The sequence below is a fragment of the Nostoc sp. DedQUE04 genome (genome assembly GCF_034530995.1).
Classification (GTDB): domain Bacteria; phylum Cyanobacteriota; class Cyanobacteriia; order Cyanobacteriales; family Nostocaceae; genus Nostoc.
Genome location: NZ_JAVRCA010000024.1, coordinates 13,528 through 38,741 on the forward strand (window position 1 = coordinate 13,528; position 25,214 = coordinate 38,741).

Consider the following 25,214-nt stretch of genomic DNA (forward strand, 5'->3'; position numbering starts at 1 on the left):
AATAAAACCCAGAATTTGAAACCTGGCTAGAAGAAGGCAAAATACCTACTGAATTACTCAAAACACTCGTTAACGCTCTCAAAACTCAAGAGCGTTTTGCTGATCAACCTGGACGCTTTTACACCTCAGCGATCGCTTTAGTGGATTATGTATATAAATCCTGGTTCGCCTTACAAAAACGCAGAAAGTACCAAATAGAAGGGAAAGAGCGTTGGCTGAAAATGCTCAAAAGCGATCTAGAACTCGAACAAGAAAGTCAATATAGCTTAAACGTAATTCGTACTAAAGCCACGGAAATTCTTACCAAATTTACCCCCCAGTCCGAGCAGAATAGCAACCAGAGAAAGGGCAAAAAGACTAAAAAATCTACAAAGTCCAAAAAATCTTTACTTTTCCAAATTCTCTTAAACACTTACGGAGAAACAGAAGACTCTCTTACTCGTTGCGCTCTCGCATATCTGCTCAAAAATAAGTGTAAAATCAGTGAACTCGACGAAGACCCAGAAGAATTTACTAGAAATAGACGCAAAAAGGAAATAGAAATTGAGCGATTAAAAGACCAACTTCAAAGCCGCATACCGAAAGGTAGAGATTTGACAGGAGAAGAGTGGTTAGAAACTTTAGAAATTGCTACAGCTAATGTAGCTCAAAATGAACAAGAGGCAAAAGCTTGGCAAGCAGCACTTTTAAGAAAAACTGCTGATGTCCCCTTTCCCGTGGCTTACGAATCTAACGAAGATATGACATGGTTAAAAAATGACAAAGGTCGTCTCTTTGTTCGGTTCAATGGCTTGGGAAAACTGACCTTTGAGATTTACTGTGATAAGCGTCATGTGCAGTACTTTCAACGCTTTTTAGAGGATCAAGAAATTAAACGCAATAGTAAAAACCAACATTCAAGCAGTTTGTTCACTCTGCGTTCAGGGAGGCTTGCTTGGTTCCCAGGTAAGGAAAAAGGTAAAGTCTGGAAAGGAAATCAGCTGTATCTTTACTGCTCTTTAGATACTCGGATGTGGACTACTGAAGGAACTCAACAGGTAGTTGAAGAGAAAGTCACCACAATTACCAAAACTTTAACGAAGGTAAAACAGAAAGATGACCTCAAAGATAAACAGCAAGCTTTTATCACTCGTCAGCAATCAACGCTAGATCGAATTAATAACCCTTTTCCTCGTCCCAGCAAGCCTAATTATCAAGGTCAACCCTCAATCCTAGTTGGCGTTAGTTTTGGTCTAAAAAAGCCAGTCACAGTAGCGGTGGTAGATGTTGTTAAAAATGAAGTTCTAGCTTATCGCAGTGTAAAACAACTACTTGGTGAAAACTACAATCTTCTCAATCGTAGGCGACAACAACAGCAACGCCTATCTCACGAACGACACAAAGCTCAGAAACAGAATGCGCCAAACTCCTTTGGTGAATCAGAGTTAGGGCAATATATAGATAGATTATTAGCAGATGCAATTATTGCGATCGCCAAAACCTATCAAGCAGACAGCATAGTTATCCCAAAACTCCGCGATATGCGTGAGCAAGTCAGTAGCGAAATTCAATCCAGAGCAGAAAAGAAATGTCCTGGTTACAAAGAAGCTCAAGAAAAATATGCCAGAGAATATCGTATGAGCATTCATCGCTGGAGTTACGGTCGATTAATTGAGAGTATTAAATCCCAAGCTGCAAAAGTCGGAATTTCTACTGAAATTGGTACACAGCCAATCAAAGGTAGTCCACAAGAAAAAGCGGGAAATTTAGCCGTCTTTGCTTACCAAGAACGTCAAGCCGCTTAAATTTAATTCACTAATCCGAACCTTGGAAATATAATATTTTTATAACAGCGCCGCAGTTCATGCTCTTTTGAGCCAATGTACTGTGAAAAATCTGGGTTAGTTTGGCGGTTGTCAGATCGTCATGCTTTCTGACCCTGGTAGCTGCCCGCTTCTGATGCTGCTGTCGCAAGACAGGATAGGTGCGCTCCCAGCAATAAGAAGTAAGGCTTTTAGCCATAGTCGTTATTCATAACGGTGTGGATTACCACAGTGGTGGCTACTGAATCACCCCTTTCGTCGGGGGAACCCTCCAAATATTTTTTTGGCGTGTCAAAGCGGGGGCAAAATCCCTGGAGTCCCGCCAAAACTTTAAAACCCTTATCCAGTCTTGATTTAAGAAACTAGTATGTCAATGCATTTAGTTTTTTAATTTGCAATTCGAGACTTTTTAAGCAGACCTGCCAAATTATGTGTATGGAAAGCTTTTATAGCAAGGGTTCTAGACGGGTAGAGTTTCAACAACCATCCCGGCTAGGGGTGGGTTGAAAGACAAAGTTAAAATTGTCCAACCCGAACACCTAAGTTTCAACAACCATCCCGGCTAGGGGTGGGTTGAAAGAAGAAGAGTTGATATACGCTCGAAATTTTGATGAATATGTTTCAACAACCATCCCGGCTAGGGGTGGGTTGAAAGAATCACGATTTGAGCCGATAGCTTTTGACTACTGCGTTTCAACAACCATCCCGGCTAGGGGTGGGTTGAAAGTTCAATTAGCTAAGTTGCTGTTGGTTACATAGACTATAGTTTCAACAACCATCCCGGCTAGGGGTGGGTTGAAAGTAATCTTCTTCTCCGCTAGCAAAAAACTCAATAATGGTTTCAACAACCACCCCGGCTAGGGGTAGCTCGAAAAAATAAGCAATAGAAAATATGTACTCGTACTAACCAGATTTGAAAATGGTTAAAAAGTACAACTAAGTTATTAGGAGGGTTGAAAGGAGTGCTGCGATCGAACAAATATTAAGGAAAAATAATTTGCTTGTGGTAAATTTGACAGTTAATGCTGAAAGAAGACGACGTTAATTTGCGAAAACCTAATATACTAAAATTAGTAGCACAAACCTACGAAATCGACCTTAATTGGCAACAAGCGACATTAATTTGCGAATCGCGACATATAATGTGCGAATGTACAGGACAAATGGAGAATAACGGATTCGAACCGATGGCCTCTGCGGTGCGATCGCAGCACTCTACCAACTGAGCTAATTCCCCTTAATCGGTGTCAAGTCAAGAGTAATATTACTCATTAACTCAATACACCATCACCATATAGTATTCTAACATTCAGTTATCGATGGTTGAGGCTCTTTTTGGGAATAAGCCTTCTGCACCCGTTCGAGTTCCAAATCACTGAGATAATCAACAGTCCAATTACAGCAGCGCTGGAGCATGTGGAATGGGTAAGTATTCGCTACACCTACAACTTGCATTTGCGCTCGCTTCGCTGCTGCAATCCCGGCTGGTGTATCTTCAATCGCCAGACACTCGTGTGGTTGAAGATTCAATTCGGGATATTCTTGATTCAGACGTTTCACGGCCAGTAAATAACCATCGGGTTCTGGTTTACTGTTGGTGATGTCATCACCCGCAACGATAATTTTAAAATGTTGGGCTAGTTTGGCGCGATTGAGTACCAGTTCTATTTCTTTGCGAATCGCGCCACTGACTAACCCTAATTTCAGATTCCGCGATCGCACCTGAAATATTAAATCTTCTACACCTGGATATAAAGGCAGTTTCTCTATTTTCTCTAATTCCACCACATAGGCTTCTGCTTTGCGGTACAACAACTGAGTTAAATACTTTTCATCGCCTACTCTACCACGATTAGCAAGTAGTTGCCCAAAACAAGCGCGATCTGTGCGTCCAAGAGAAGCTTGACGCTCACTCACCTTTTGGGGTTGGAGATTTTCTTCAATGAGAATCTCATCGATCAGTTGCAGGTGGATTGGCTCATCGTTGATAATGACACCATTAAAATCAAAGAGAACTGCCTTTAAACTCATGCCGTTATGCCAAATGCTGGAGAACCAAGTCCCTCCAAATCATTATTATCTACTGATGTGGGAGTATAATGACGAACATTTTCAGTTGCGATCGGTTTTATGCCGCTAGTTACCTGATTTATCCACCATACATCTTGCGATCGCACCGCTTCAAATCCGGCTGCACCCATATTCGCTTCTGTACTACTAGCAGCATACTCACGAATATATGGCTCCTCAAAAACGTCATTGAGCCATTCTAACTGACGCAGAGTCTTCTGATTTCCATCTAGAATTAATACTTGTCCTCCAGTTACCAGCAACCGGAAGCTTTCTCGTAAAATTGCTAGAGACACCGCATCTGGTGTTTCGTGGAATAGCAAAGAAGCTGTTACTAAGTCAAATGTTGCATCCCTCAAACCAGTTTTTTCAGCATTTCCGTGTCGCCAGACTATCTCCAAGCCAGCATTTCTAGCTTTATCTTCCGCCCTTACCAGCATATAAGGTGATAAATCCAAACCAATTACTTCCGCTTCGGGGAAAGCCTGCTTTAACATTAAAGTAGTGGAACCAGTACCGCAACCTAAATCGAGTATGCGTCGTGGTTTTACCTGGACGGCATCAACTAAAGCTTGACGGACAATACCTTCATTAGGCGGTAGAACGTATTGAGTAACCGGATCGTAAGTAACTGCTGCATCGTAAGTTAGATATCCGCCAGTAATACCGTGAAAGTTTTGACTGCTATAGTACGACGGAATTATGACATCATCTCGTCGATAGCGATCGCACTCTTTCTCCCAATTAATACTATCAGCGTAACGCCGTAACCCATCTTCATCAATCAAAAGACGCACTACAGGGGATAAAAAACGTTCCCAGATTGTATCTTGACGCACTGCCATATTATTGTGTCGAAACTTTAAGGAGCTATTTAAACACAGTGATTTTCTTTACAAATTTTAATATATTGGAGAAATATTTGCTTTCTCCCTGTGGTGATAGATTGACATTTGTAATTTATTTATATTACATATATAATACAAAAATATAACTCCTAAAAGTAAGTTCTTCAGCTTCACAAAAATTCAGGGAGCCAAATGAAAGACAATACAACATATAAATTGCTACAACTAACTAGGTAATGGGTTATATGTCATACCGATAATTATCACTGCCCTATACCCAATCTAAAATTTAAAATCCAAAATAGAAAAAATTATGCCCTACGAAAAATTAGAAATTACCACACCAGCACCCGTCTTATCTTGGGCAAATCACTCTTTAGGTCCAGAAGAAACCAAGATGGCCAAGAATGTGGCATCATTACCATTTGTATTTAAGCACGTGGCATTAATGCCAGACGTTCACTTAGGAAAAGGTGCTTTAGTGGGTTCTGTAATTGCAACCAAAGAAGCAATTATCCCGGCTGCTGTCGGTGTGGATATTGGTTGCGGTATGAGCGCGATCAAAACAGCATTTACCGCCGAACAACTAGAAGGTAAACTAAAGAAAATCCGCCTGGATATTGAAGCAGCAATTCCGACTGGATTTAACGAAAATAAAGACGTTGAAAAATCCGTCAGCAATTGGCAACACTGGGATGATTTTAAAGACTTGCATCGCGGCGTGCAAGACCTACAAAGTAAAGCAATGAAACAGATGGGTTCTCTGGGTGGAGGAAATCACTTTATTGAAGTGTGCCTTGATACAGAAAATCAAGTTTGGCTGATGCTGCATTCTGGTTCGCGTAACATTGGCAATAAACTCGCCCAGTGTCATATTCACACAGCCAGAGAATTAGCAAAAATGGCAGGTAATAAATTGCCTGACCCAGATTTGGCTCACTTTGTCGCTGGTACGCCAGAATTTCAAGCATACTGGCACGATTTACAATGGTCACAAAACTATGCGCGTGTCAACCGTGATGTGATGATGGCGCGTTTTAAGCACATAGTTGAAAAACATCTCGTAGGTGGGAAGGCAACTAAACCTTTATTACAGGTTAATTGTCATCATAATTACGCCGAAAAAGAAGTGCATTTTGATGAGGATGTGTACGTTACTCGTAAGGGTGCAGTCCGCGCCCAGACTGAAGATTATGGGATTATTCCTGGTTCAATGGGGGCAAAGTCTTTCATTGTTAAGGGTAAAGGTAATGCCCATAGTTTTTGTTCTTGCTCTCACGGTGCAGGGCGTTTGATGTCTAGAAATAAGGCAAAAAATGTCTATACACTTGATGATTTAATAGAGCAAACAAATGGTGTAGAATGCCGCAAAGATGAGGGGGTGTTAGATGAAATTCCTGGGGCTTATAAGCCGATAGAGCAAGTGATGGCAAATCAAGCGGATTTGGTTGAGGTTGTAGCGACTCTCAAGCAAGTTCTTTGTGTGAAGGGATAAGTTTGTTGGGTGGGTAATGCCCACCTTTTTTATTTTTTTAAACGCAGAGGTACGCTGAGGTAAGCGCAGAGGTACGCTGAGGAAGAAATGATTTTTTTAAGTAAATCGACTGAAGAAATAGAGCCATCTGCTAGGGCTAGTGAAAAGAAGTTAATAGTGTAATTTTGTTAGGCATTAGATTACCATCTTTTTTGTAGTAGCTCACAAGTGAGTAGCAACATGAAATCTGAACAACTCTCAGCCATTCATGTGGCAAGCGGAAATCTTGTGCCGATGAGCAGCAAACCTCCTATTTTATCAAGCACTAATCACTGGAACGGGATTGTGCTTGAACAGCATTATTTACCTGCCTTTGAATGTCCAGAGCTTTGTTTACAGCAGCACAGCATTAATATTTAGCTTGGTAATTCATGTCAAATAGATTGGCGGCTAGCAGGTGGAAGGTTACATAATACGCAGATGAGGAGAGGTTTGGTTAATGTCTCTCCAAAGGGGATTCCGACTCAAGCGCGTTGGCACCAGGAAATAAAATTTCTTTTAGTTTCTTTTGATTCCAGTATATTTAAAAGAGTAGCAGATGAGACGATTGTTGGGAGCGATGTCTACGACGGGCTACGCCTACGCACTATTGAAATTATCCCACAGCGCGGAGTCTGCGATCGCCAAATTCTTCATCTGGGAATGGCACAATTAAAAGCAGAATATAGTCAAAAAACTGAAGCAGAAGCAACTGAACAAGGAGCTTGGTACGAAAATTTGACTTTTTTTGTAACTGGTAAAAAGCTTTAAAGCAAACTCTAACTTTCTATTGTATTAAGCCAATTCATCAAATCAGCCTCACTGGCGAAATCTAGTAATACTTCACCCAAGTTTTCTAATTGAGCTAAGGACAACTCTTGCAACCGAGATTGTAACTGAGAATTAATTGAACCAAGCCGACGAGTTAATAGACGCATCACTAGCCTTAGTTCTGATTGTCTTCCTTGTTCAATACCTTGCTCAAGACCTTGTTCAATACCTTGTTCAATACCTTGTTCAATACCTTGTTCAATACCTTGTTCAATGCCTCGTTGTCTCCCTTCTTGAAGTCCTTCTTCGAGAATTTCTTGATAAATGGCAGATTCTCTCATATCTTCTCTCCTCAAAAACTGACGAATTAGTTCTGGCTCGAATACCAACCCTGCTAGAAGTTGGGTACATACCGAGATACTCTGTTTGGTGGCTTCTTCTTCAATCATACTCACCTGAACTGCTACCTGTTGAAGTAGACTTTGAGGAGAATCCGTTCGCGCCAAAGTTGCCAGAGGTAATAAACCAGGAGATAACAGCAAGGGTTCTGGTTCTTGTTCCCAAATTCGGATGACGCGGTAACGGTGGCTAGTATTGCGGGCAGTAAATTGATCTACAAAGACAGCTTCTGAAGTTGTCGGTTTAAGAAAAATCACTATCTGCTCGATATCGCAATTGTATTGTCGATATAGCCGCACCCAATAGTCCAACATCCGCAGTGGTAAGGGTGGAGTGGATGCTGGTAAGGTTTGAAACTCTAAATGCAGTATTTGATTGGCAGTTTGCAAAAAGGTTACAGAATCGGCACGGATTGGTTCTTGATTTAATTCTGTTTTGAGAATCTGGATATCCGTTGCTTCAGATGCGAGTAAGTAGCGGATAAAATCTTCTGGATACTCCTCAACCAGATATTTCAGGGTATTGTCGTATGTCACTTTGATATCACTTTGAACATGAACTCATGTAGAGACGTAATATCGCCACATAGTTTGTCCATAAAAAATTTAAGTGTAAGTATTGTTTCTTGTTAGCGCTACTCTACGAAAAACTGCTGCTCGCTGATAGCGCTAACATTTAAATTTGGTGTCTTTTCAAAATTACAGTGTCAAAGACTGAGGATTTGTCTCAATCAATTTTGCTAAATCTTGCAAGAACGCCGCAGCATGGGCACCGTAAATAATCCGGTGGTCAGAAGTAATATTCACCTGCATCTGTTGCCGCACGCCAAATAAACCGTCGGGTGTTGCTACCACTTGCGGACGGGATGCCCCGATCGCTAAAATTGAGCCTTGTCCAGGTGGCAAAATCGCATCAAATTTATCTACGCCAAACATCCCCAAATTGGACAGGGTGAAAGTACCACTGTTATATTCTTGGGGCTGTAGTTGTTTTGTCCTGGCACGTTCTACCAAAGACTTCCAAGTACGCGATAGAGAATAAATATCCACTGTGTCTGCATTTTGCAGCACAGGTGTAATTAATCCGCCATCATCCATCGCCACTGCTACAGAAATGTTGATATCAGAATGATAAACAATACCCTGCTCTGAGTAGCTAGCATTTAACAATGGGTGTTTTTGCAATGTCACTGCTACAGCTTTCGCTAGTAGCGCTGTCATTGTCACACCTTTGGATTTAATTTGTTTATAAAGTTTGTCTAATCCATCGGTGGTAATTGTATAACCTACACGGAAGACGGGCACGGATATGGTAGCTACCATGTTCCGCACTACGGCATTTTGGAAGGTAGTTAAAGGTACGGTTTGACCAGGAACAGCCGCTACCACGGGTGCGGGTGCTGGTGTCCGAGGTGCTGGGGGTGCAACTGGGGCGCTGGTTGGTACGGGTGCTGGTGGGGCAACTGGGGTGGGTTGCTTGCCCTTGTTAGACAATGCTTCTACATCTTCGGCGACAATGCGTCCGTGGGGGCCACTACCTTGCAGTGTAGTCAAATCAACTTTGAGTTCTTTGGCTAACTTACGGGCACGAGGTGAAGCTACAAGCCTTCCTTCTTTGTGATTAGAGCCGTTTTGAGATGCTAAGGCAGGTGTGGGGACTGAGGCTGTGGCGGCAACTGGTTCAGGGGAAGAGGTAGGAGTAGCAGCCGCGCCACCAGAATTAGCCTGAGATTTCGCCTGTTCAATTTCAGCTTCCGTTTCGGCGATAAAGGCGATCGCAGATCCTACCGGGGCAGTTTCACCAGCTTCAACTATGATATGGGCAAGAAATCCTTCATAGAAGGTTTCTACATCCATATCTGCCTTATCTGACTCTACAACCACCACTGTTTCGCCTTTTTCCACTTTGTCCCCTGGCGATTTCACCCAGGAGACGATTTTGCCTTCCGTCATGGTGGAACTCAGCGCCGGCATAAATACTTCGTGAATGCTCATAGGGTGGTTTGGAAATCAATGGTTTATGGACTTTAACAGTTTTTATCAGATCGAATTGTATCTTGGTGGGAGAGTTTTAGACTGTTTATATTTTAGGTTGGGCATGGGGCATGGGGCATTGGGCATGGGGCATTGGTTATTCACTAATAACTCTAGGAACCTAAATATAGCTTAGAGGTCTATAGGACTTGTATTTGATTTTTGAAAAAACTTAGTATACATCTGTTCCCTGTTCCCTTGCTATTTAATATTTCTCATAACCACTACTTAAGATACATGAGCTTCTCACGGATAGAGGATATGGGATGTAGTTCAATCTAGAATTCAAAATTGGTAATAAACCTATTTGAAATTCCTGTTTACTTTTATGTCGGCAAAGCTGAAATTCTTTTTGATTGTGATATTAGGTATCTCTGCTACAGTTGGTACTGGAGTTTATATTATTCAGCACCAGCAATCTGCACCGATTGTTGAGACTAGTGATGGGCAAACCCAGCAGGTGGGAGCAATACATCAGTCTCAGGAAGTTGCAGCCTTCTCAGAGCGTTCCGATTATCAAACCATACCTTTAGAAAAACTTAACTCATCTCTCCAAGGCAGTAATCCTACTACCCTCGCCCTGAATGCCTTTGAGGAGATAGCAGTGGGAGGATCGCAAAAGATAGAGGTAGTTTATCCCCAACCAAATCAGGCGTTAGTGACGATTACACAAATCAAGCGGGGTAATAATTCAGTTGGGACGGTTAAATATCGAGCGGAGATGACAACCTTTGGGCGATCGCTTTTTATTAGCTCACCTCCAGTGTGGCAAATCGTTTGGGCTGGCTCCCAGGTGGAATGTTGGGCTGGGAGCCGTTCTCACGCTAACACTAAGTTAAATCATATCTGTCATTAGTCATTGGTCATTGGTCATTGGTCAGAAAACAAATGACAAATGACAAATGACAAATGACAAATTTAAATGTCGCCGCGAATTTCTTCTACAACGCCATCGCGTAGAACGATTTCGACTTGCATTTTGCTAATCAGGTTATCACCGATTTCTACCCGGAAAAAGCCTTCCATTTGGAATTGATTGACTTCCTGATCTTGCTGGAGAAACTGCACTTGCTGGAGATTTTGCAGCAACTGATTTTTTTGCTCCAAAAATTCACTTTTCTTTTGATTGACTTGGAGTTGGATATTGTCAATTTGTTGGAGAGTCTGAGGCCCAGGTGGTTGCAGACTCTGCTTTTGAATTGCTGCGATCGCTCTTTGTCCTTCAACGTCTAGCTGTTGCAGTTGCTGATCGAGTTGATTGATTTGCGCTTGCAGCTGCTGTTGTACTTCCTCTTTCCACAGGGGAGTCACAATAACTTTGACGTTAACGACGCGTTTGAGAAGCAAATTAGATTTGGAGACATCCATAAATATTTCACGTTCACTCTTTACAGTTAGCAGGTGGAATGATCAGGCAAACATGCCGTCAATAATATCGCGATAGCGTTCCGTGACGATATGTCGGCGAACTTTTAGTGTTTGTGTCATCAAGCCATTTTCGATGGAAAACGGTTCCAGGATGAGTTTAAACGTTCCGATGCGGTCATCCGGTCGATAGCCTGGACGATTTTGGACTTCCCGATTCAATTCTTGGCGAAATAAATCCTGGATCATTTTACTCTCCAAGTCAATTTTTTGACTATCTGAGGAAGTCACTTGATTATTGGGCGTATCCAGCGTTAGATTCTGACTTGCGGCCCATTTTTCTATGGCTTCGACATTGGGGACAATTAAGGCTCCCAGGCTGCGCCGATCTTGACCGATGAGCATAATTTGATCGATGTATGGCGATCGCAAACACGCATCTTCGATCGGCTGTGGCTCGATGTTTTCCCCGTTAGTCAATACAATCGTATCCTTAGACCTGCCAGTCAGCACTAAATCGTCTTGTGGTGTCAGCCAACCCAAATCGCCGCTATCAAACCAACCTTCAGCGTCAATTGCTTTCGCTGTCGCTTCGGGATTTTGGTAATAGCCTTGCATAATCTGCGGGCCTCTCAACAATACTAAGCCTCGCTTCTCTATTGGTAAAGGCGCTTTTGTCTCAGGATCGACGATTTTAGCTTCTGTAGCCGGGAGTGGTAGCCCTGATGCGCCAATCAAATTCCGCCAAGGACGCCGTACATGGGTGACAGGAGAAGTTTCTGTCAAGCCATAGCCTTGTAAAATCTGGACGCCAATAATTTCAAAGAAATTATCTATGTGTCTGGGAAGCGCACCGCCGCCGCTAATCATCTGCTTAACTTGTCCTCCTGTGGCTTCCCGAACTTTGGCGTAAACCAGTCGTTCTCCCAAGGCATGGAGGGGTAATAAAGCTGATGCTTGGATCTTAGCTGTTAATCGTTCGGCGGCTGAAGCATGAAGATTATTTAAATCCAATCCCTGAGCAGTTCGCTGGGCTTTGATATATTTGTCGCTAATGCCCAATAAAAATTTAATTAGGCGTTGCTTATTTGCTGGTTGTTCGCGGAACTGCTTTTGCACTCCTTCATAAATCGACTCCCACAGGCGGGGTACACCGACCATGTAATTGGGTTTAAATTGTCTCAAATCCCCTTTTACAGAGCGCAAGTTGGTATAAACTTGCGTACAACCTTGAGACAGTAGGTAATATTCAACAGTTCGTTCGTAGCTGTGCCACGAAGGTAGAATACTGAGAACGATATCGCCGGGGTTTGGTTGCAATACTGTGCCAAAACTGATTACTTGGTGCATCAAGTTACTATAAGACAGCATTACACCCTTGGGTTTACCCGTAGTGCCAGAGGTATAAATTAGGGTTGCCAGAGCGTCACGATTTTGCTTGACTGGCACAAAATTATGATTTTTCCCGATTTCGAGCAACTGCGAAAAGTTGAGTACCTTTAGGGTTTCGTCTGTTGGTGGTGCTTCATCGGAGAGTAAGATTACCACTTGAATTGGTAAATCTTTGAGGCGATCTTGGAGTTTTTTAAGTGTTTTTAAATCTTCAACGACGATCGCTGTACTACCGCTATTAGTGATAATAAACAGCAATTCTTCTTTTTCGGCTTGGGAACTACGCACCGCATCAACGCCTCCAGCAGTCATGATGCCTTGATCGGCAATGAACCACCGAGGACTGTTGTCAGCAATTAAGGAAATGCGATCGCCTACCTTTACTCCTAACGCTTGTAACCCAGCAGCAAATAATTGCATTTTCTCTACCAACTGGGTATAAGTAATTGCTACTTCTGGTTTAGCATGAGGATTGCGGAGGGCGACAACATCACCAAATCTTTGAGCTGCCAAAGGCCAAATTTCTGGTAGCGATTCCACATTTGTGTAATCTACCAACCGCTTTAATGCCTCACGTTCTCGCTCGCTGATGTTAGATAAAAAAGAAGACGCGGTTTGGGTTGTTGACATAACACCTTACTTAAAGATTTTAAACTGATTATTTTCCAGCTTATTTTGTTATTTTGCTACAATAACCATCCTTATTATCCACATTCCCTTCTGTGTATGATAATTCCAGGAATTCCACGTTTATATTTACAAAAATTTATGTTAAAGTTAATTTACATAGAGTGCAAGCAATGATTGTGTTTGCATCTAAGAACAGCAATCGCCTATGTTTCACGGGAGATGATTACCTATGAATTTTATCGACGGCATAATGCTAACGTTGCTCAATATTGTTGCTTGCATAGCGTTACCGAAGATTTTAGCTATCCTTTTGGCTGATAAAACCAAACTTACTGAAACATTGGCGAATGGTTCCAAATTACAAGCAGCCAAAATTCCACTTACAAGTTTCCCTTATTGTACAGCTTACCAATTGACAGGTAGCCAATACTGCAAATTCAGCCCTGATTTTTGCGCTAACTGTTCTCCAAATTGATAGACTATTCGCGAGGAATTTTTCCTTGGTACTTCCGAAAACCAGCAATTCAATTAATTCTTCAACACATATTCATTCTCATTTCGACAGCTTGAAATCCCCGACTTCTTGAAAAAGTCGGGGATATTTTTGTTCGTAACTCCTGCAAGGATTCCTAAACTTCGTCCATATTCATAATTAAACCTGTCTCTGTAGTAGGCTCTTTAGGAAACTTCCAGCGACGATCTAGCTGGACATGGCATGAGTCGATAACCATAAGGCGCGCATCGATCGAAGCTATTAGGATTTTCAGGGTTTACATAGCGTTACTACAAAAAAGTTTAATTAAATTTACATTGTGTAATATAGCTTGTATTATTCTTGCCTACTTAGTTTAGATTCAAGCAATTTTCCAGCTTAGTCAGTATAATTACTAATTGAACTAAAGCTACAGATATAACTAATATAACAATTATTAAATCTATTACATGACAGTCAAGCAAGCTGTAATGCCCAAGCAGCAGGAAGTTGGTCAGTTTATTTAGAAACTTCACAAATTTCTAGTGGGCTACCAAGTCAAAGATGCTGGGTAAATCAGTTTGTAGTCAAGGCCTTAGTCCTGTGTTAATCACTTAAGTGTTTACTACGTAGCAGGCAAAGTTAGCTTAATGGATTACTAGAGTTGATGTTATTAATTCTGATAGATAAGGACTACGAGATCCTCGACTTCTGGAATAAGTCGGGGATTTCGCAACCCCGCAAAATTAATGAGACAGATTCTAGTCAGCTGTCAATCAATAAACGATGCGTGGGGAGAGTATGGGCAGAAGCTTAATGAAATGGGAGAAAAAAGTAAGTAATTGCTAGAGAAGTATTTAACGAGTTAACCATTAAATGTAAATAAAATTACAAAATTTTCGGCAAACTCTTTTGATGGTCAACACATTAAACTATTAGTTTCAAATCACAGGTTTCACTATGAATCAGAAACAGATCGCAGAGTTTTCTCTCAAAGATGGCACGAAGTTTTTAGCTGAAGTTGATGAACCAGAAAATAGCAATGCTCTTGTACGTGTTGCTAGACCAGATACAGGGCAAATGGTAGTTGAAGCTAAAAAGAAATTTGAAGATGTATTAGATCAAATACAACCTGTCGCTTCAGCAATTATCACCAAACTGAGTCAGCTTAATACACCTGCCAATGAGGTAGAGGTTAAGTTTGGTATTAAATTAAATGCGGCGGCGGGTGCAATTTTTACCTCTGTAAGTGGTGAAGCTAACTACGAAATTACCTTGAAATGGAAGCAAGACAAGGCATAGTATGGTAGCGAATACAGATAATTATATTCAAACTTTTAGGTCAGCGATCGCCCGGATTTTTCATGCCAATGGTGCGGTAGTTGGTGTAGGTTTTTTAGTCTCTGGACGAACTCGAAATTACATCCTGACGTGCGCTCATGTTGTTACCTCAGCCCTATCTTTACCAGAGGATATAGTTGAAGCTCCTAATAATGATATTTATTTAGATTTCCCCCTAATTGCATCAGGACAACAACTAAAAGCTAAAGTTGTTTTTTGGCAACCCGTCGTTAGCAATGCATCAACCTCTGAGCCTGAAGATATTGCTGGGTTGCAAATCGAAGGGCAGTTGCCTAAAGAAACCCAAGCTATCCAACTAATAAGAGGTAACAATATTTGGCAGCACCCTTTCCGCATATTCGGTTTTCCTAACGGACATAATGATGGCGTTTGGGCCACAGGCGTGTTGCGAGATGGACAAGGAAAGGGATGGGTGCAACTAGAAGATAGTAAAGTCACCGGCTACAGAATAGAACCGGGTTTTAGTGGTGCGCCGATATGGGATGAAACTCTTGTAGGAGTGGTTGGAATGGCTGTAGCAGCAGAGATGCGGCGAGAAGATATCAAAACTGCTTTTATGATTCCTGCGGATGTATTGATTGAAGCATGGGATGAAATCGACAAGCCGATTTCATCCCATGCGCATATCCAGAATATTTCTAGTAGAGTTCAACAACTCAAAATCAAAACTTTGCAACAACGTTTTGACGTTCTTAGTAGTGATTATGAGGTGGCTTACAATCAACTCAACTATACACTTAGTGCGAGCGATCGCAATATCATTCAACGCCAAATTGATAGCATTTTACAAGAACTAGAGCGAGTAGAAAGCGAACTTAATACTATAAACAATTAATTTAATACCTAAATAAAATGAAAAGCTCTGTAGATTTACGAAAAAACTATCTAGAACAGTTAATAGCCAATTTAAAAACTGAGGTTGAAAGCCTCAGCAAGCAAATGGCTCGGACGAGTAATGATGTAGATAAAAATAAATTGCAAAGACAAGTTGATGATAAATTCGAGGAAATGTATAAAATCGAATCAGAGTTAAACCAGCTAAATCAACAATCTTTAGTGCAAGTTGAATCTGATAATATTCCATTCACTAATCGCGATGCTGCAATTAATGAAATTACAGCAATTAATTCTCCTCCTTATCGTCTGGTGACAGCACCTGAAGGCTATGGAAAAACAGAATTTCTCAAACAAATACTGGGACGGTTTCAAGAATTGCAATGGTGTTGTGCTTACGCTCCCATCTCTGGTTATGAAACTATTGAAAACTTAGAAACCCGATTAGCAAATTCTCTGCAACTTAAGCTTCCTGAAGGACATGATTTAAGTTGGGGAGAACGTTTAGGTTCACTATTGCATAGAAATTGGGCTAAATGGCAATCACAGGGCAAAAAAGGTATTGTGCTGCTAATCGATCTGGATGGATGTGCCCCACAAAAGCAACGCTTAAATGAACTTTTTAATGACTTTAAGGAATTTGCCTGGAGAATTGAAAAATGTTTAAAAGAATTACAGTTCTTTAAAGATAATTCGCGGAGACTTCGAGTTGTGATAGCAGCTCGTTGTTTGATCGATCTTCCATTAGATCGGACTTTTCCTAAACTAATACTCTCTCCTTTTAACTGGGAAGTAATTCAAGATACAGCAACAAAATATCTCAAGCCTATAGAGATGACTTCTGAAAGTCTTGCTTTACTAGCAGGACACTTACTGTATTTAACTGGTGGACATCCAGGGGGAATTGCTGAAGCGCTAAAAGTTTATCGAGATGGTTGTTACACAGTTAGTTGGCTTTTAAACAGTTATGGAAACCAATTATGGGAAAAAAACCTCAAAAAGTGTAGAGATCAGATTAAAGAAAGCTTGACAAAAGAAAATAATCATCTATACGAATCTATTGAAAAATTGAGTATATTTCCTATACTCAATGGAACTTGGATATTAAAGGAAGCTGTTCGGAGATTTAAGTTACCTTTCAGTGACGATAGTTTTAAATTAAATGCTGAACTTACAAAGACATCTATTTTTACTCGTGATAAAACGATTATTAAAGATGGGATGACACGGCGGCTGTTAGTTATTGGTCTACTCCGAGAAACCTCGCCTGATGACTTTCAAGAACTTTGCACTGAAGCGGCTCAAATCTGTTGGGAATATATTCACGAACTGAAATCAAAGAATAATTCTGCTGTTGCGGGTACTTGGTCTATGCAATATTTTTTTCAAAGTCTTCAGAAACACGCTGGATTCATCAATTATGGCCCAAATAGTCTGGCTTATCGACAAGAACTCCGTAATGATTTCTTTGATAAAACCGTTGAGGAAACTCTGGGAATATTTCGCAATACAGATCGAGAGCAATTTCATGAATTTATTTATACCCTTAAATCTGAAGTAGAAAATGACTGGGAATTTCAGTTTCTTGTCAATTACTATCTACACAATGATGAATATAATGACGCACCCTATCGAGATTTAATTCAAAAGCTTGATGAAGCCATTCAAAATAACTAACAATTAAATAGGAGTCTATTATGTCTGAACTAAATAAATTAGAGTTTGTTGGTCGTGCAGAACATCTAAATCGAATTATTTCCCTTGTTCAGGAATCTAATAAACTGCGTGTAGTTTTAGTAGAGGGTAGAGGTGGAATTGGCAAAACTTGGTTGCTTCATGCATTAAAATCTCGTCTAAACCAAGTTCAAATTGGCACAAGTGAAATTATTGATTGCGATATCCCTGTTTTTAATGATGCAGAAGATTTATACACTCAAATCGCCAAACAATTATACGACCATACATATAAAGAATGGTTGCTGCGGTTACGACAACTGCGAGAAGATGAAAACCGCCTCAGTCAAAGTGCATACGAACAAGAACGCAGACAACTTGAAAAGTTCTTGGTCGATGAAATTAATCGCAAATCCAGCCAACAGAGACTAGTCTTTCTAATTGATACGGTTGAAAAGTTAGGACAAGCAGATGTCAGAGAGCAAGTTTGGGAGTGTATTGGCAATTTATGCCATCAACTAGAGAATGCCGTATTTATTTTAGCAGGTCGTCCTAATATTGCTCATCAAATTTTAGAAAAATCATTCAAAGAAGAAGAATTAACTTATTTAGAATTAAATGAATTTACTCATGAGGATGTACAAACATACATTCGTTGCAAGGAGGAACAACTTCACTTTACTCTCGGACAAGAATTGGTTAAAAAGATCATAGTTCTTTCTGGTGGTAGCCCGATCATGATTGAATTTGGAGTAGAGTATGCTTATCGGGAAGTCATACCAGATTGGTTAGAAAGTGAAAATATAGAAACTATTCCCAGCAGGTTAGAAAAAACTGGTGGATTTGAAGCTGAGATGGTTCGACATATTACACAGCTTCGGACATCAATGGATCGGCTAACTCTGTTACTTTCACGTATCTACCCATTAGATAGCTGTGATATTGCTAATTTATTAGAACTATCTACAGAAGATGCTCAAAGATTATTTCTTGATGCACAAAGCTACTTTTTTATAAAACCAGTAATCAGTGGTTCTCAAATATCATTACATGATATTGTGCGAGACTTAGTTGAAAAATATGTATGGGCAGATATTGACCCCGATTTGGAATGGAGAAAACGAGATAGTCGGATTGCTGCTAAATATTTTGAGCAAAAAGATTATGATTTAGGCCCACAAAAAAGGATATTGGAGGTTCAACGTTATTGTGATGATTCTCATCAAGTTGCTAGTATCGAGTTTCTGATTGAAGAAGTTAAGCAACGGCGAGAATTCAATACTACGCGATGGCTCTGGAATGCTTTATATGCCGATCCGATAACAGGCTTTGAAACTTGGCACGAAGTTACTGATAGGATACGCCGCCAATCCAAAAAATTTGGCTTTGTAAATCAATTGTTGGCAATTGCCAAACAGTTTGAAACAGAAATAAATCCAGATCAAAAATTTAAAATGATTATTTTTGAATCAAAGATTGTTCATGCTCTTAAAGATAAGAGTACAAAAGAAAATGAACTAGTAAAGTTGGAGGGAATGCTATCCGATCAATCTTCTAATTCTTCTCATCAAGCGGATATTTACAATGTCTTGGGAATGCTAAATACCAAGTTACACCTTTATGAAGAAGCTTTAAAATATCAGCAAGAGTGTTTATCCCTAGTTCAAGGCAAAAAGCTATCATACGCTATTCCTGCTGTAGCTAACTTAGTTGGTTATCTGCATAGACAACTCAACAACTTTCAGGAAGCTGAGAAATATTACAAACTAGGTTGGGAGGCTGCTATGGAAATTGATACTCCTGACAAAGGTTTAACTCAAGTTATGGCTAGCATTCAGAATAATTTGGGATTTTTATACGGACAACAAAAAGATTATGTCAAGGCTGAACAGTGTTTTAAGGCTGCTATTGATATGTGGTCGAGTGTTGAGAGCGAACGCGAAATAGCCAACGCCGAAATTGCCTCTGCTACTATTTTGGTAGATAATGGTAATTATGTTAAAGCGAAACAACTACTTGAACGAGCATTAAGCCGTTGTGACAATGAAGAAAACGATAATCAAATACTGTGTAGGGCATACTTTCAGTTAGGCTTAAATCAGTGGTTTAGTGCTGAGGTAGTAAATGAAGCTGTTTGGGATGTGACACAGGTGCAGTGGGATCTCAATGTGCTAAGTCTTGCTCAAAATGCTTTAGAAAAAAGCCTAAAACTCGCAGAGAAATATGGACTTGAAGAGGAATTACCTGGAATTTTGCACCAAATTGCTAGTGTATATTGGCATCTTGGGTTTCAAACAGGCGATCGCACGCTACAAGACCAAGCTTTAAAACTCAACGATCGCTCTTATCAGACTAGTTTAGAGTACAATGACATGCGGTATGCCATCGATAGCCTGGTAGGTAAAGCTGAGTTTGATTATTATGCAAAAGCCTACGACCATATTTCCGATTATGCACAAGAACTTAGCGATCGCTTTCAATCATATCAAAATATTCATACACTATACTTTGGCCGCATGTTACGTATAGAAGGTGATGTTGCATTTCAACAAGCTAACTACAATTTTGCTTTTAGTAAATATGCTCAAGGAATACCCCAAATCTTTCAACATGGAGGTTTCGGCCCGTATTCGATTAAACATGAGCTAAATCTGCTCCAAAAGAAAATTGAACGATTGCCTATAGAACTTTCTAAAACTCTGATTCAGCAACTAAAATCTCAGTGGAAAGATCATAAAGCTCTCAAGGAATGGTGCGATCAACAAATGTTTTTGACCAGAATACGTGCCACAAAACAGCCATCTTCTCATGCTTAGTAAAAAAATTGATCGACCCCAAATTTTAGTTTCTCTTAATTCTACCTACGTACCAACTGGGCAATGCGATTGTGATGGAGGAGATTGTGCCTGTGACTTATCCCCTTTAACAGAATTAAGCTCAAATATCCGATTACCTCTGGGGATGTTGGACACAGAATTTGTGAGAGTTCCTAACTCGCAGATGATGAATTTAGATGATACTTATTCTATCTGTTTTGGTACTTATCATCAAGTAGCAGTTCTGAATCAATCAGCGATATTTTTACTCAAACAATTTACAAATCCTCAGAAATTAAATGATATTGCAATAAAACATCCTGAGATTGACCCAATAAACTTACAGACAGCTATTCAAGAACTATATCAAGCACGTTTAATTGCACCCAATAATTATTCCTCATTTAGCTTAAATGAAATACCAGAGACTTTAACAGCATGGTTGCATATCACCGATCGCTGTAATTTAAGATGTGACTATTGCTATCTTCCGCACGAAGCAAAAGATATGTCAATCGATATAGGTAAAGCAGCTATTGAATCTACATTTCGCTCTGCAACCTTAAATAATTACCGCCGCGTCAAACTGAAATATGCAGGAGGAGAGGCATTACTATGCTCTCCTTTAATTAAGGATCTCCATTTGTACGCTCAATCCCTTAGCAAAGAAACAGACATTATATTAGATGGAGTTGTTCTCAGTAATGGAACATTGATTACGCCTGAAATTATTGAGATGCTACAAAGATTAAATCTGCGTCTAATGATTTCACTAGATGGATTATCAAATTTCCACAATATTCAACGTTCTTATACAAGCAAAAAGGGATCGTTTGCAGATGTTGAACGAGGTATTAAGATTACTTTGCAAAATGGGTTAATACCAGATATTTCGATTACAATTAGTGGGCGGAATGCAGAAGGATTACCCGATCTTCTGGAATGGATATTAGAATATAATCTACCCTTTAGTTTAAATTTCTATCGAGAAAACGAACTGTCAGCTTCTTATGAAGACTTGCAACTAGAAGAATCTCGGTTAATTGAGGGAATGTTGGCAGCATTCAAAATTATCGAATTGAAATTACCTAATCGAAGTTTGCTAGGTTCATTGATCGATCGTGCTAATTTAGCATCTCCTCATAAACGAACTTGTGGAGTTGGGCAAAGCTATCTTGTATTTGATTACAAAGGGCAAATTGCTAAATGCCAGATGCAGCTACATAAAACTATATCTGCCTCTAAAACTCAAGATCCTTTAACTCTTGTGCGACAAGATAAAGCAGGTATTCAGAATTTGTCAGTTGAAGAAAAAGAAGGTTGTCGTATATGTGAGTGGAAATATTGGTGTACAGGTGGTTGTTCTCTAGCAACCTTTAAAGCTACAGGTCGTTACGATATTCAATCTCCAAATTGCAATATTTACAAAGCTCTCTATCCTGAAGCTCTCAGACTAGAAGGGTTACGATTAATCAAATATAATTCCCCAACTAAGTCATAACTAATTATACGGACATAATAGAATTTGAATTTTTCAAATTTTGGTAGATATATAGAGAAGATATTGTATTTAAATCCGCTTCTTTAGGCTCATCTTCATCTTCATTAGTATTTTTAAACAGGACTGTAAATGCACCAGCACCTAACCTATCTTGAGGAAATATCCGATAACAAGGCATCGTGGTTAAATGTGATTGATATTTAGCTAAATTACTAATTTCTATTGCTTTAAAAGAGGGAAACCGTTCTAAAAACCATTCACAAACTTGCTCATTTTCTTCGGGCGAATATGTGCAAGTCATATAAGCAAGATAGCCTTGCGGTGAAACAATTTTAGCGGAGTTAGCTATAATACGCTTTTGCCGATTTGCACTCTTGTTAATAGCAGTTGGGTGAAAACATCCGGGTGCTTTTTCACCTTTGGCAAGTAAAGATTGTCCAGTACACGGAGCATCTACGATGACTAGATTGCTAGAGCCGGGAAACATTTCAGCAAATATGCTCGAATCTCGATTAACCACCGCGCTAGGGCTAACCTGGCAACGCTTCAAATTAGAAATTAGCATTCCCAGACGTTTACCAATTACTTCATTGCTGATGAGCAATTCAGGTTTTAAAGCTCTCCAAGCGAAGATACTTTTACCTCCTGGTGCGGCACACATATCAAAAACTAAACGCACTGACTTAGGAATAGCTAACAAAGTACTAGCTGCAAACACCGAAGAAAAATCTAAACAATAGAAATATCCTTTTTCATGCAAGGGATGCTTACCAGGTTTTTCTCCCAGAGATAAGCGGTCTATAAATTGTGGTTGCCAAGCTGTTGGTGTTTGCACTGTCAAAGGTGAAATATCTGGCTTTTCTTGACACCAAAGAATACTAGGTGAAAAAGGCTGAGGATTCATTAAAGCCTCAATAAATTTTTCTTGTTCATCTAGATTAGCGAACAAACGCCGCGAAACTTTAAGTAATAAATTAGAAGGTTTTTCCATCAATATTATGAATTATAAATTACGAATTACGAATTACGAATTACGAATTACGAATTAGTCCGTTGTATCTAAATCAAAATCAAACTGTTACACAAGAACAATGTAATTAAGGCTTTTGGCTTCATACTCAAAATATAATGACCGCCATTGGGAACGCAATGGCCAAGCTACCCCACTGCACCGGAGAAGGTCATGTTTTTAGATAGTTTTCAGGACAAATTACGCAAACAAGCACAATTATGGAGGGATGAAGGATTAATTAGTTCTTCGCAGTATGAGCAGATAGCAGAACGTTATCAATTTAAAAACCTGGAAGCTGCTGCACGCGATCGCAATAAAGCAATAGCGATCGCTATCGGTAGCATACTTTTATGCTTAGGCATAATTACCTTTGTATCAGGAAACTGGCAAGGAGGATCGCGAGAAGTCAAAATTATTTTGATGATGAGTTTGTTTTTTGCGATCGCGATCGCTGGATTTTACAACTGGAGGCCACCTGAAGGGAAGAAGCCAGAACGAAGCAAACGCCTACTGGGAGAAGGGTTGCTAATTTTAAGTGCCTTCATCTTCGGTGCAAATTTACTGCTGATGGCCCAGATGTTCAATATTGTCGGTTCAGTTTCTCAACTGTTTCTCGCTTGGGGATTCGGTGTTGTAGTCATGGCTTTCAGTTTGTCCTTAAATTCTTTAGGAATTCTATCAATTGTCCTCGTAGAAATCGGCTATTGGACTGGACTAGAAGACTTATGGTACGCAACAGGAGAGTTAACTTGGTCGCGGCTAGTAGTGCAGCATTTGCCTTTGTTGGCATGGCTGGTATTTGTACCTTTAGCATACTTCTGTCGATCGCGTTGGATTTTTGGTCTAGCAGCCTTTGTTTTTGCTAGTTCCTTACAAGCTAACCTTAATCCACTGCCACTGCTAAATTATGCTGATATAGCCCCTTGGGTGGCATCTTTTGCTTTTGCACTCCCACCTGCATTATTCTGGAGTTATGATGATTTACTGTTTCCAACCATAAATTACAGGTTGTTTCAATATCTAGCCCGTAATTTAGCGTTAGTAAGCTTCGGCGTTGTCTTTTACGTTCTGTCTTTTCGTTGGGTCTGGGAATCTCCAAATTATAGTTATAATCAGCCAACGAATTTGACAAACTTATTTGAGTCTCTGCCGATTATCGATTTGGGGATTCTTAGCGGCTTGGCGGTATTGCAATGGTTATTTCTATTGCGCCAAAGAAATAACCCTCCGCGCCGCGAAGTGATTTTCACAACTGCTGTCATTAGTACATTTCTTGTCTTTATTGCAATCGTACCTTTTTGGCATCAAACTATCAGCCGGATTGATGAACTTGGCATTTTTATTTTCAATGTACTTCTTGCAACATTAGCCTGGGGACTAATTCAAGAAGGATTGAAATTAAGCAACAGAAGTTCCTTTTGGGGCGGTATGCTGTTAGTAACACTGCAAATTATCAGTCGCGTGCAGGAGTACGACACCGACTTACTTTTTAAGTCGCTAGTTTATATCCTGTGCGGTTCTGCTTTAATTAGCGCTGGACTCTGGTTTGAACGCCGCCTACCTGGTGGTAGCTCTACAAGTAAAAAGTAGGGCAAATTTTAGATTTTGAATTTTAAATTTTGGATTGAATAAAAAATCTAAAATCCAAAATCCAAAATCCAAAATTGAGAAATCTCTGTACTTCAAAATTTTTAAAGTTTCTCTGCGTCAGTCCTAATTTCGTTACTTTTAACCTCCTCAAGACCTCTGCTTTTTAGGACTACGCTCATGAGTAATACTTCTTCTGAATCTAAAAATAAACCCTTGTCTCCCGAAGCCGAATTTTCCAATAAGGTGACTTTTCGGGATTACTTGATTGCTACTGAACAAAAATCGAATAAGCCCTTACCTTTTTGGCGGTTACTAGCTCCCCTGGCGCTACAAACAGGGCTAATTATGGCAGTACCAGCCCAAGCAGTTTATACAGATGTCACAGGTAAAACGGTGATTTTGCAAACCGTACCTGTAGATCCTAACAATGTCCTAGAAGGTAACACCTTAGCCTTAGACTACAACATATCCCGTACCTCAAATTTGAGCAGACTACCTGGTTGGCAAACATTAGTCAGCAGAGGTCGTGGAAGTGGCAGAAGATTGCCTGAAGGAACCAATATTTACGTGACTTTGCAAGAGCAATTATCTTCTGGTCGCGGTGTTCCTAGAGCTTGGAGACCGTTACGAGTAAGTAGCGATCGCCCCACAACTCTTAGAGCCAATCAGGCAGCCTTAAAAGGTGTTTATCAGGATGGTTCTGTTAACTACGGCTTGGAAACATATTACATCCCAGAAAACCAACGGCAGCAGATTCGCAACGATTTGCAAGCCCAACGCGCCCGCAGAGGACAAGTACCACCTATTGTGGTCAAGGCGAAAGTAGATCCACAAGGAAAGGCAGTGCCAGTTAGTATGTGGGTGCGCGATCGCAACTATCGTTTTTAAGCTGTTAGGCAAAGCGTGTAAATATGCAAGCTTTGTCTCTAAAGTTCTGAGCGCTGATTTTTCACGCTCAGAATTTTCTGTTTGTCATTAGATATTTGCTGAAAAAGAATATAGAGACGTAGTAATGCTACGTCTCTACAAAGATTCTAGATAAAGCATATTTAATTTCACCAGATGTCTTATATATCGCCTACATTTAGAATGAAATAGCCCTAAATTAGAGCAAAAAGTCAAAATTGTGT

At 40.1% G+C, this 25,214-nt stretch carries 19 protein-coding genes, 1 tRNA gene, 1 pseudogene and 1 CRISPR repeat array; of the genes and pseudogenes, 13 read left to right on the forward strand and 8 right to left on the reverse strand.

Annotated elements, in window-relative coordinates; genetic code table 11:
• Nucleotides 1-5: 5 nt before the first annotated feature.
• A pseudogene (cas12k, locus tag RM049_RS17880) lies at nt 6-1,784 on the forward strand (type V CRISPR-associated protein Cas12k); the annotation flags it as partial.
• 491 nt (nt 1,785-2,275) lie between these two features.
• Nucleotides 2,276-2,677: direct repeats of the CRISPR family, unit length 37 nt; unit sequence GTTTCAACAACCATCCCGGCTAGGGGTGGGTTGAAAG.
• A 289-nt stretch (nt 2,678-2,966) separates the two neighbouring features.
• Here the strand turns inward: cas12k and RM049_RS17885 are convergent.
• From RM049_RS17885 to RM049_RS17895, 3 genes are all read right to left on the reverse strand, one after another.
• Nucleotides 2,967-3,039: transfer RNA gene (locus RM049_RS17885), tRNA-Ala, on the reverse strand.
• Nucleotides 3,040-3,104: 65 nt separating this feature from the next.
• On the reverse strand, nt 3,105-3,833 hold the full coding sequence (locus RM049_RS17890; RefSeq protein ID WP_322686486.1) for an HAD family phosphatase: 729 nt from the start codon (nt 3,831-3,833) through the stop codon (nt 3,105-3,107).
• On the reverse strand, nt 3,830-4,717 hold the full coding sequence (locus RM049_RS17895) for a class I SAM-dependent methyltransferase (RefSeq protein ID WP_322705113.1): 888 nt from the start codon (nt 4,715-4,717) through the stop codon (nt 3,830-3,832). Before RM049_RS17895 ends, RM049_RS17890 begins: the two co-directional genes overlap by 4 nt.
• 316 nt (nt 4,718-5,033) lie before the next feature.
• On the opposite strand from RM049_RS17895, the gene RM049_RS17900 reads away from it, so the two are divergent.
• From RM049_RS17900 to RM049_RS17910, 3 genes are all read left to right on the forward strand, one after another.
• Nucleotides 5,034-6,215, forward strand: coding sequence for an RtcB family protein (locus RM049_RS17900; protein WP_322705114.1), 1,182 nt, complete (start codon nt 5,034-5,036; stop codon nt 6,213-6,215).
• A gap of 219 nt (nt 6,216-6,434) precedes the next feature.
• Nucleotides 6,435-6,614, forward strand: a complete 180-nt coding sequence (locus tag RM049_RS17905; RefSeq protein WP_322705115.1) for a hypothetical protein — start codon at nt 6,435-6,437, stop codon at nt 6,612-6,614.
• A 72-nt stretch (nt 6,615-6,686) separates the two neighbouring features.
• The gene (locus tag RM049_RS17910; protein ID WP_322705116.1) at nt 6,687-7,004 is read left to right on the forward strand and encodes a hypothetical protein; all 318 of its coding nucleotides are present in this window, start codon (nt 6,687-6,689) and stop codon (nt 7,002-7,004) included.
• 8 nt (nt 7,005-7,012) lie between these two features.
• On the opposite strand, the gene RM049_RS17915 is transcribed toward RM049_RS17910, so the two are convergent.
• Entirely contained in the window at nt 7,013-7,939 is a 927-nt protein-coding gene (locus RM049_RS17915) for an Rpn family recombination-promoting nuclease/putative transposase (protein ID WP_322705117.1), read from the reverse strand.
• A gap of 162 nt (nt 7,940-8,101) precedes the next feature.
• On the reverse strand, nt 8,102-9,397 hold the full coding sequence (locus tag RM049_RS17920; RefSeq protein ID WP_322688462.1) for a dihydrolipoamide acetyltransferase family protein: 1,296 nt from the start codon (nt 9,395-9,397) through the stop codon (nt 8,102-8,104).
• A gap of 367 nt (nt 9,398-9,764) precedes the next feature.
• Between RM049_RS17920 and RM049_RS17925 the strand changes: the two genes are divergently transcribed.
• Nucleotides 9,765-10,292 (forward strand): hypothetical protein, encoded by a 528-nt coding sequence (locus RM049_RS17925; protein WP_322705118.1) that lies wholly within the window; start codon nt 9,765-9,767, stop codon nt 10,290-10,292.
• Between the two features lie 62 nt (nt 10,293-10,354).
• Here RM049_RS17925 and RM049_RS17930 read toward each other — a convergent pair whose 3' ends face one another.
• Nucleotides 10,355-10,804, reverse strand: coding sequence for a YlqD family protein (locus tag RM049_RS17930; protein WP_322670207.1), 450 nt, complete (start codon nt 10,802-10,804; stop codon nt 10,355-10,357).
• Nucleotides 10,805-10,846: 42 nt separating this feature from the next.
• Nucleotides 10,847-12,823 carry an AMP-dependent synthetase/ligase gene (locus RM049_RS17935; protein ID WP_322705119.1) on the reverse strand — a complete coding sequence of 659 codons (1,977 nt, stop codon included), beginning with the start codon at nt 12,821-12,823 and terminating at the stop codon, nt 10,847-10,849.
• Between the two features lie 229 nt (nt 12,824-13,052).
• Here RM049_RS17935 and RM049_RS17940 point away from each other — a divergent pair, with 229 nt between their 5' ends.
• The 6 genes from RM049_RS17940 (at nt 13,053) to RM049_RS17965 (ending at nt 21,482) form a co-directional block, all read left to right on the forward strand.
• On the forward strand, nt 13,053-13,298 hold the full coding sequence (locus RM049_RS17940) for a hypothetical protein (protein ID WP_322705120.1): 246 nt from the start codon (nt 13,053-13,055) through the stop codon (nt 13,296-13,298).
• Nucleotides 13,299-14,255: 957 nt separating this feature from the next.
• Complete coding sequence (locus RM049_RS17945) at nt 14,256-14,597, forward strand: CU044_2847 family protein (protein WP_094352373.1); 342 nt, start codon at nt 14,256-14,258, stop codon at nt 14,595-14,597.
• A 1-nt stretch (nt 14,598) separates the two neighbouring features.
• The gene (locus RM049_RS17950; protein WP_322705121.1) at nt 14,599-15,492 is read left to right on the forward strand and encodes a trypsin-like peptidase domain-containing protein; all 894 of its coding nucleotides are present in this window, start codon (nt 14,599-14,601) and stop codon (nt 15,490-15,492) included.
• A 17-nt stretch (nt 15,493-15,509) separates the two neighbouring features.
• Entirely contained in the window at nt 15,510-17,168 is a 1,659-nt protein-coding gene (locus tag RM049_RS17955) for a hypothetical protein (RefSeq protein ID WP_322705122.1), read from the forward strand.
• Nucleotides 17,169-17,188: 20 nt separating this feature from the next.
• Nucleotides 17,189-19,981, forward strand: a complete 2,793-nt coding sequence (locus RM049_RS17960) for a tetratricopeptide repeat protein (protein ID WP_322705123.1) — start codon at nt 17,189-17,191, stop codon at nt 19,979-19,981.
• Complete coding sequence (locus RM049_RS17965) at nt 19,974-21,482, forward strand: radical SAM/SPASM domain-containing protein (RefSeq protein WP_322705124.1); 1,509 nt, start codon at nt 19,974-19,976, stop codon at nt 21,480-21,482. Before RM049_RS17960 ends, RM049_RS17965 begins: the two co-directional genes overlap by 8 nt.
• 4 nt (nt 21,483-21,486) lie before the next feature.
• Here RM049_RS17965 and RM049_RS17970 read toward each other — a convergent pair whose 3' ends face one another.
• Nucleotides 21,487-22,473, reverse strand: coding sequence for an RsmB/NOP family class I SAM-dependent RNA methyltransferase (locus RM049_RS17970; protein WP_322705125.1), 987 nt, complete (start codon nt 22,471-22,473; stop codon nt 21,487-21,489).
• 192 nt (nt 22,474-22,665) lie between these two features.
• On the opposite strand from RM049_RS17970, the gene RM049_RS17975 reads away from it, so the two are divergent.
• Entirely contained in the window at nt 22,666-24,084 is a 1,419-nt protein-coding gene (locus tag RM049_RS17975; protein WP_322705126.1) for a DUF2157 domain-containing protein, read from the forward strand.
• A gap of 177 nt (nt 24,085-24,261) precedes the next feature.
• Nucleotides 24,262-24,972: a GDYXXLXY domain-containing protein gene (locus RM049_RS17980; protein WP_322670216.1), complete on the forward strand. Its 711-nt coding sequence runs from the start codon at nt 24,262-24,264 to the stop codon at nt 24,970-24,972.
• Nucleotides 24,973-25,214 lie beyond the last annotated feature (242 nt).

What these genes read in the sequence shown, in the direction of transcription:
- RM049_RS17890 (WP_322686486.1), bottom strand. Translation starts at nt 3,833, where the DNA reads ATGAGTTTAAAGGCAGTTCTCTTTGATTTTAATGGTGTCATTATCAAC.
- RM049_RS17895 (WP_322705113.1), bottom strand. Translation starts at nt 4,717, where the DNA reads ATGGCAGTGCGTCAAGATACAATCTGGGAACGTTTTTTATCCCCTGTA.
- RM049_RS17900 (WP_322705114.1), top strand. Translation starts at nt 5,034, where the DNA reads ATGCCCTACGAAAAATTAGAAATTACCACACCAGCACCCGTCTTATCT.
- RM049_RS17905 (WP_322705115.1), top strand. Translation starts at nt 6,435, where the DNA reads ATGAAATCTGAACAACTCTCAGCCATTCATGTGGCAAGCGGAAATCTT.
- RM049_RS17920 (WP_322688462.1), bottom strand. Translation starts at nt 9,397, where the DNA reads ATGAGCATTCACGAAGTATTTATGCCGGCGCTGAGTTCCACCATGACG.
- RM049_RS17925 (WP_322705118.1), top strand. Translation starts at nt 9,765, where the DNA reads ATGTCGGCAAAGCTGAAATTCTTTTTGATTGTGATATTAGGTATCTCT.
- RM049_RS17930 (WP_322670207.1), bottom strand. Translation starts at nt 10,804, where the DNA reads ATGGATGTCTCCAAATCTAATTTGCTTCTCAAACGCGTCGTTAACGTC.
- RM049_RS17935 (WP_322705119.1), bottom strand. Translation starts at nt 12,823, where the DNA reads ATGTCAACAACCCAAACCGCGTCTTCTTTTTTATCTAACATCAGCGAG.
- RM049_RS17940 (WP_322705120.1), top strand. Translation starts at nt 13,053, where the DNA reads ATGAATTTTATCGACGGCATAATGCTAACGTTGCTCAATATTGTTGCT.
- RM049_RS17945 (WP_094352373.1), top strand. Translation starts at nt 14,256, where the DNA reads ATGAATCAGAAACAGATCGCAGAGTTTTCTCTCAAAGATGGCACGAAG.
- RM049_RS17950 (WP_322705121.1), top strand. Translation starts at nt 14,599, where the DNA reads ATGGTAGCGAATACAGATAATTATATTCAAACTTTTAGGTCAGCGATC.
- RM049_RS17955 (WP_322705122.1), top strand. Translation starts at nt 15,510, where the DNA reads ATGAAAAGCTCTGTAGATTTACGAAAAAACTATCTAGAACAGTTAATA.
- RM049_RS17960 (WP_322705123.1), top strand. Translation starts at nt 17,189, where the DNA reads ATGTCTGAACTAAATAAATTAGAGTTTGTTGGTCGTGCAGAACATCTA.
- RM049_RS17965 (WP_322705124.1), top strand. Translation starts at nt 19,974, where the DNA reads ATGCTTAGTAAAAAAATTGATCGACCCCAAATTTTAGTTTCTCTTAAT.
- RM049_RS17970 (WP_322705125.1), bottom strand. Translation starts at nt 22,473, where the DNA reads ATGGAAAAACCTTCTAATTTATTACTTAAAGTTTCGCGGCGTTTGTTC.
- RM049_RS17975 (WP_322705126.1), top strand. Translation starts at nt 22,666, where the DNA reads ATGTTTTTAGATAGTTTTCAGGACAAATTACGCAAACAAGCACAATTA.
- RM049_RS17980 (WP_322670216.1), top strand. Translation starts at nt 24,262, where the DNA reads ATGAGTAATACTTCTTCTGAATCTAAAAATAAACCCTTGTCTCCCGAA.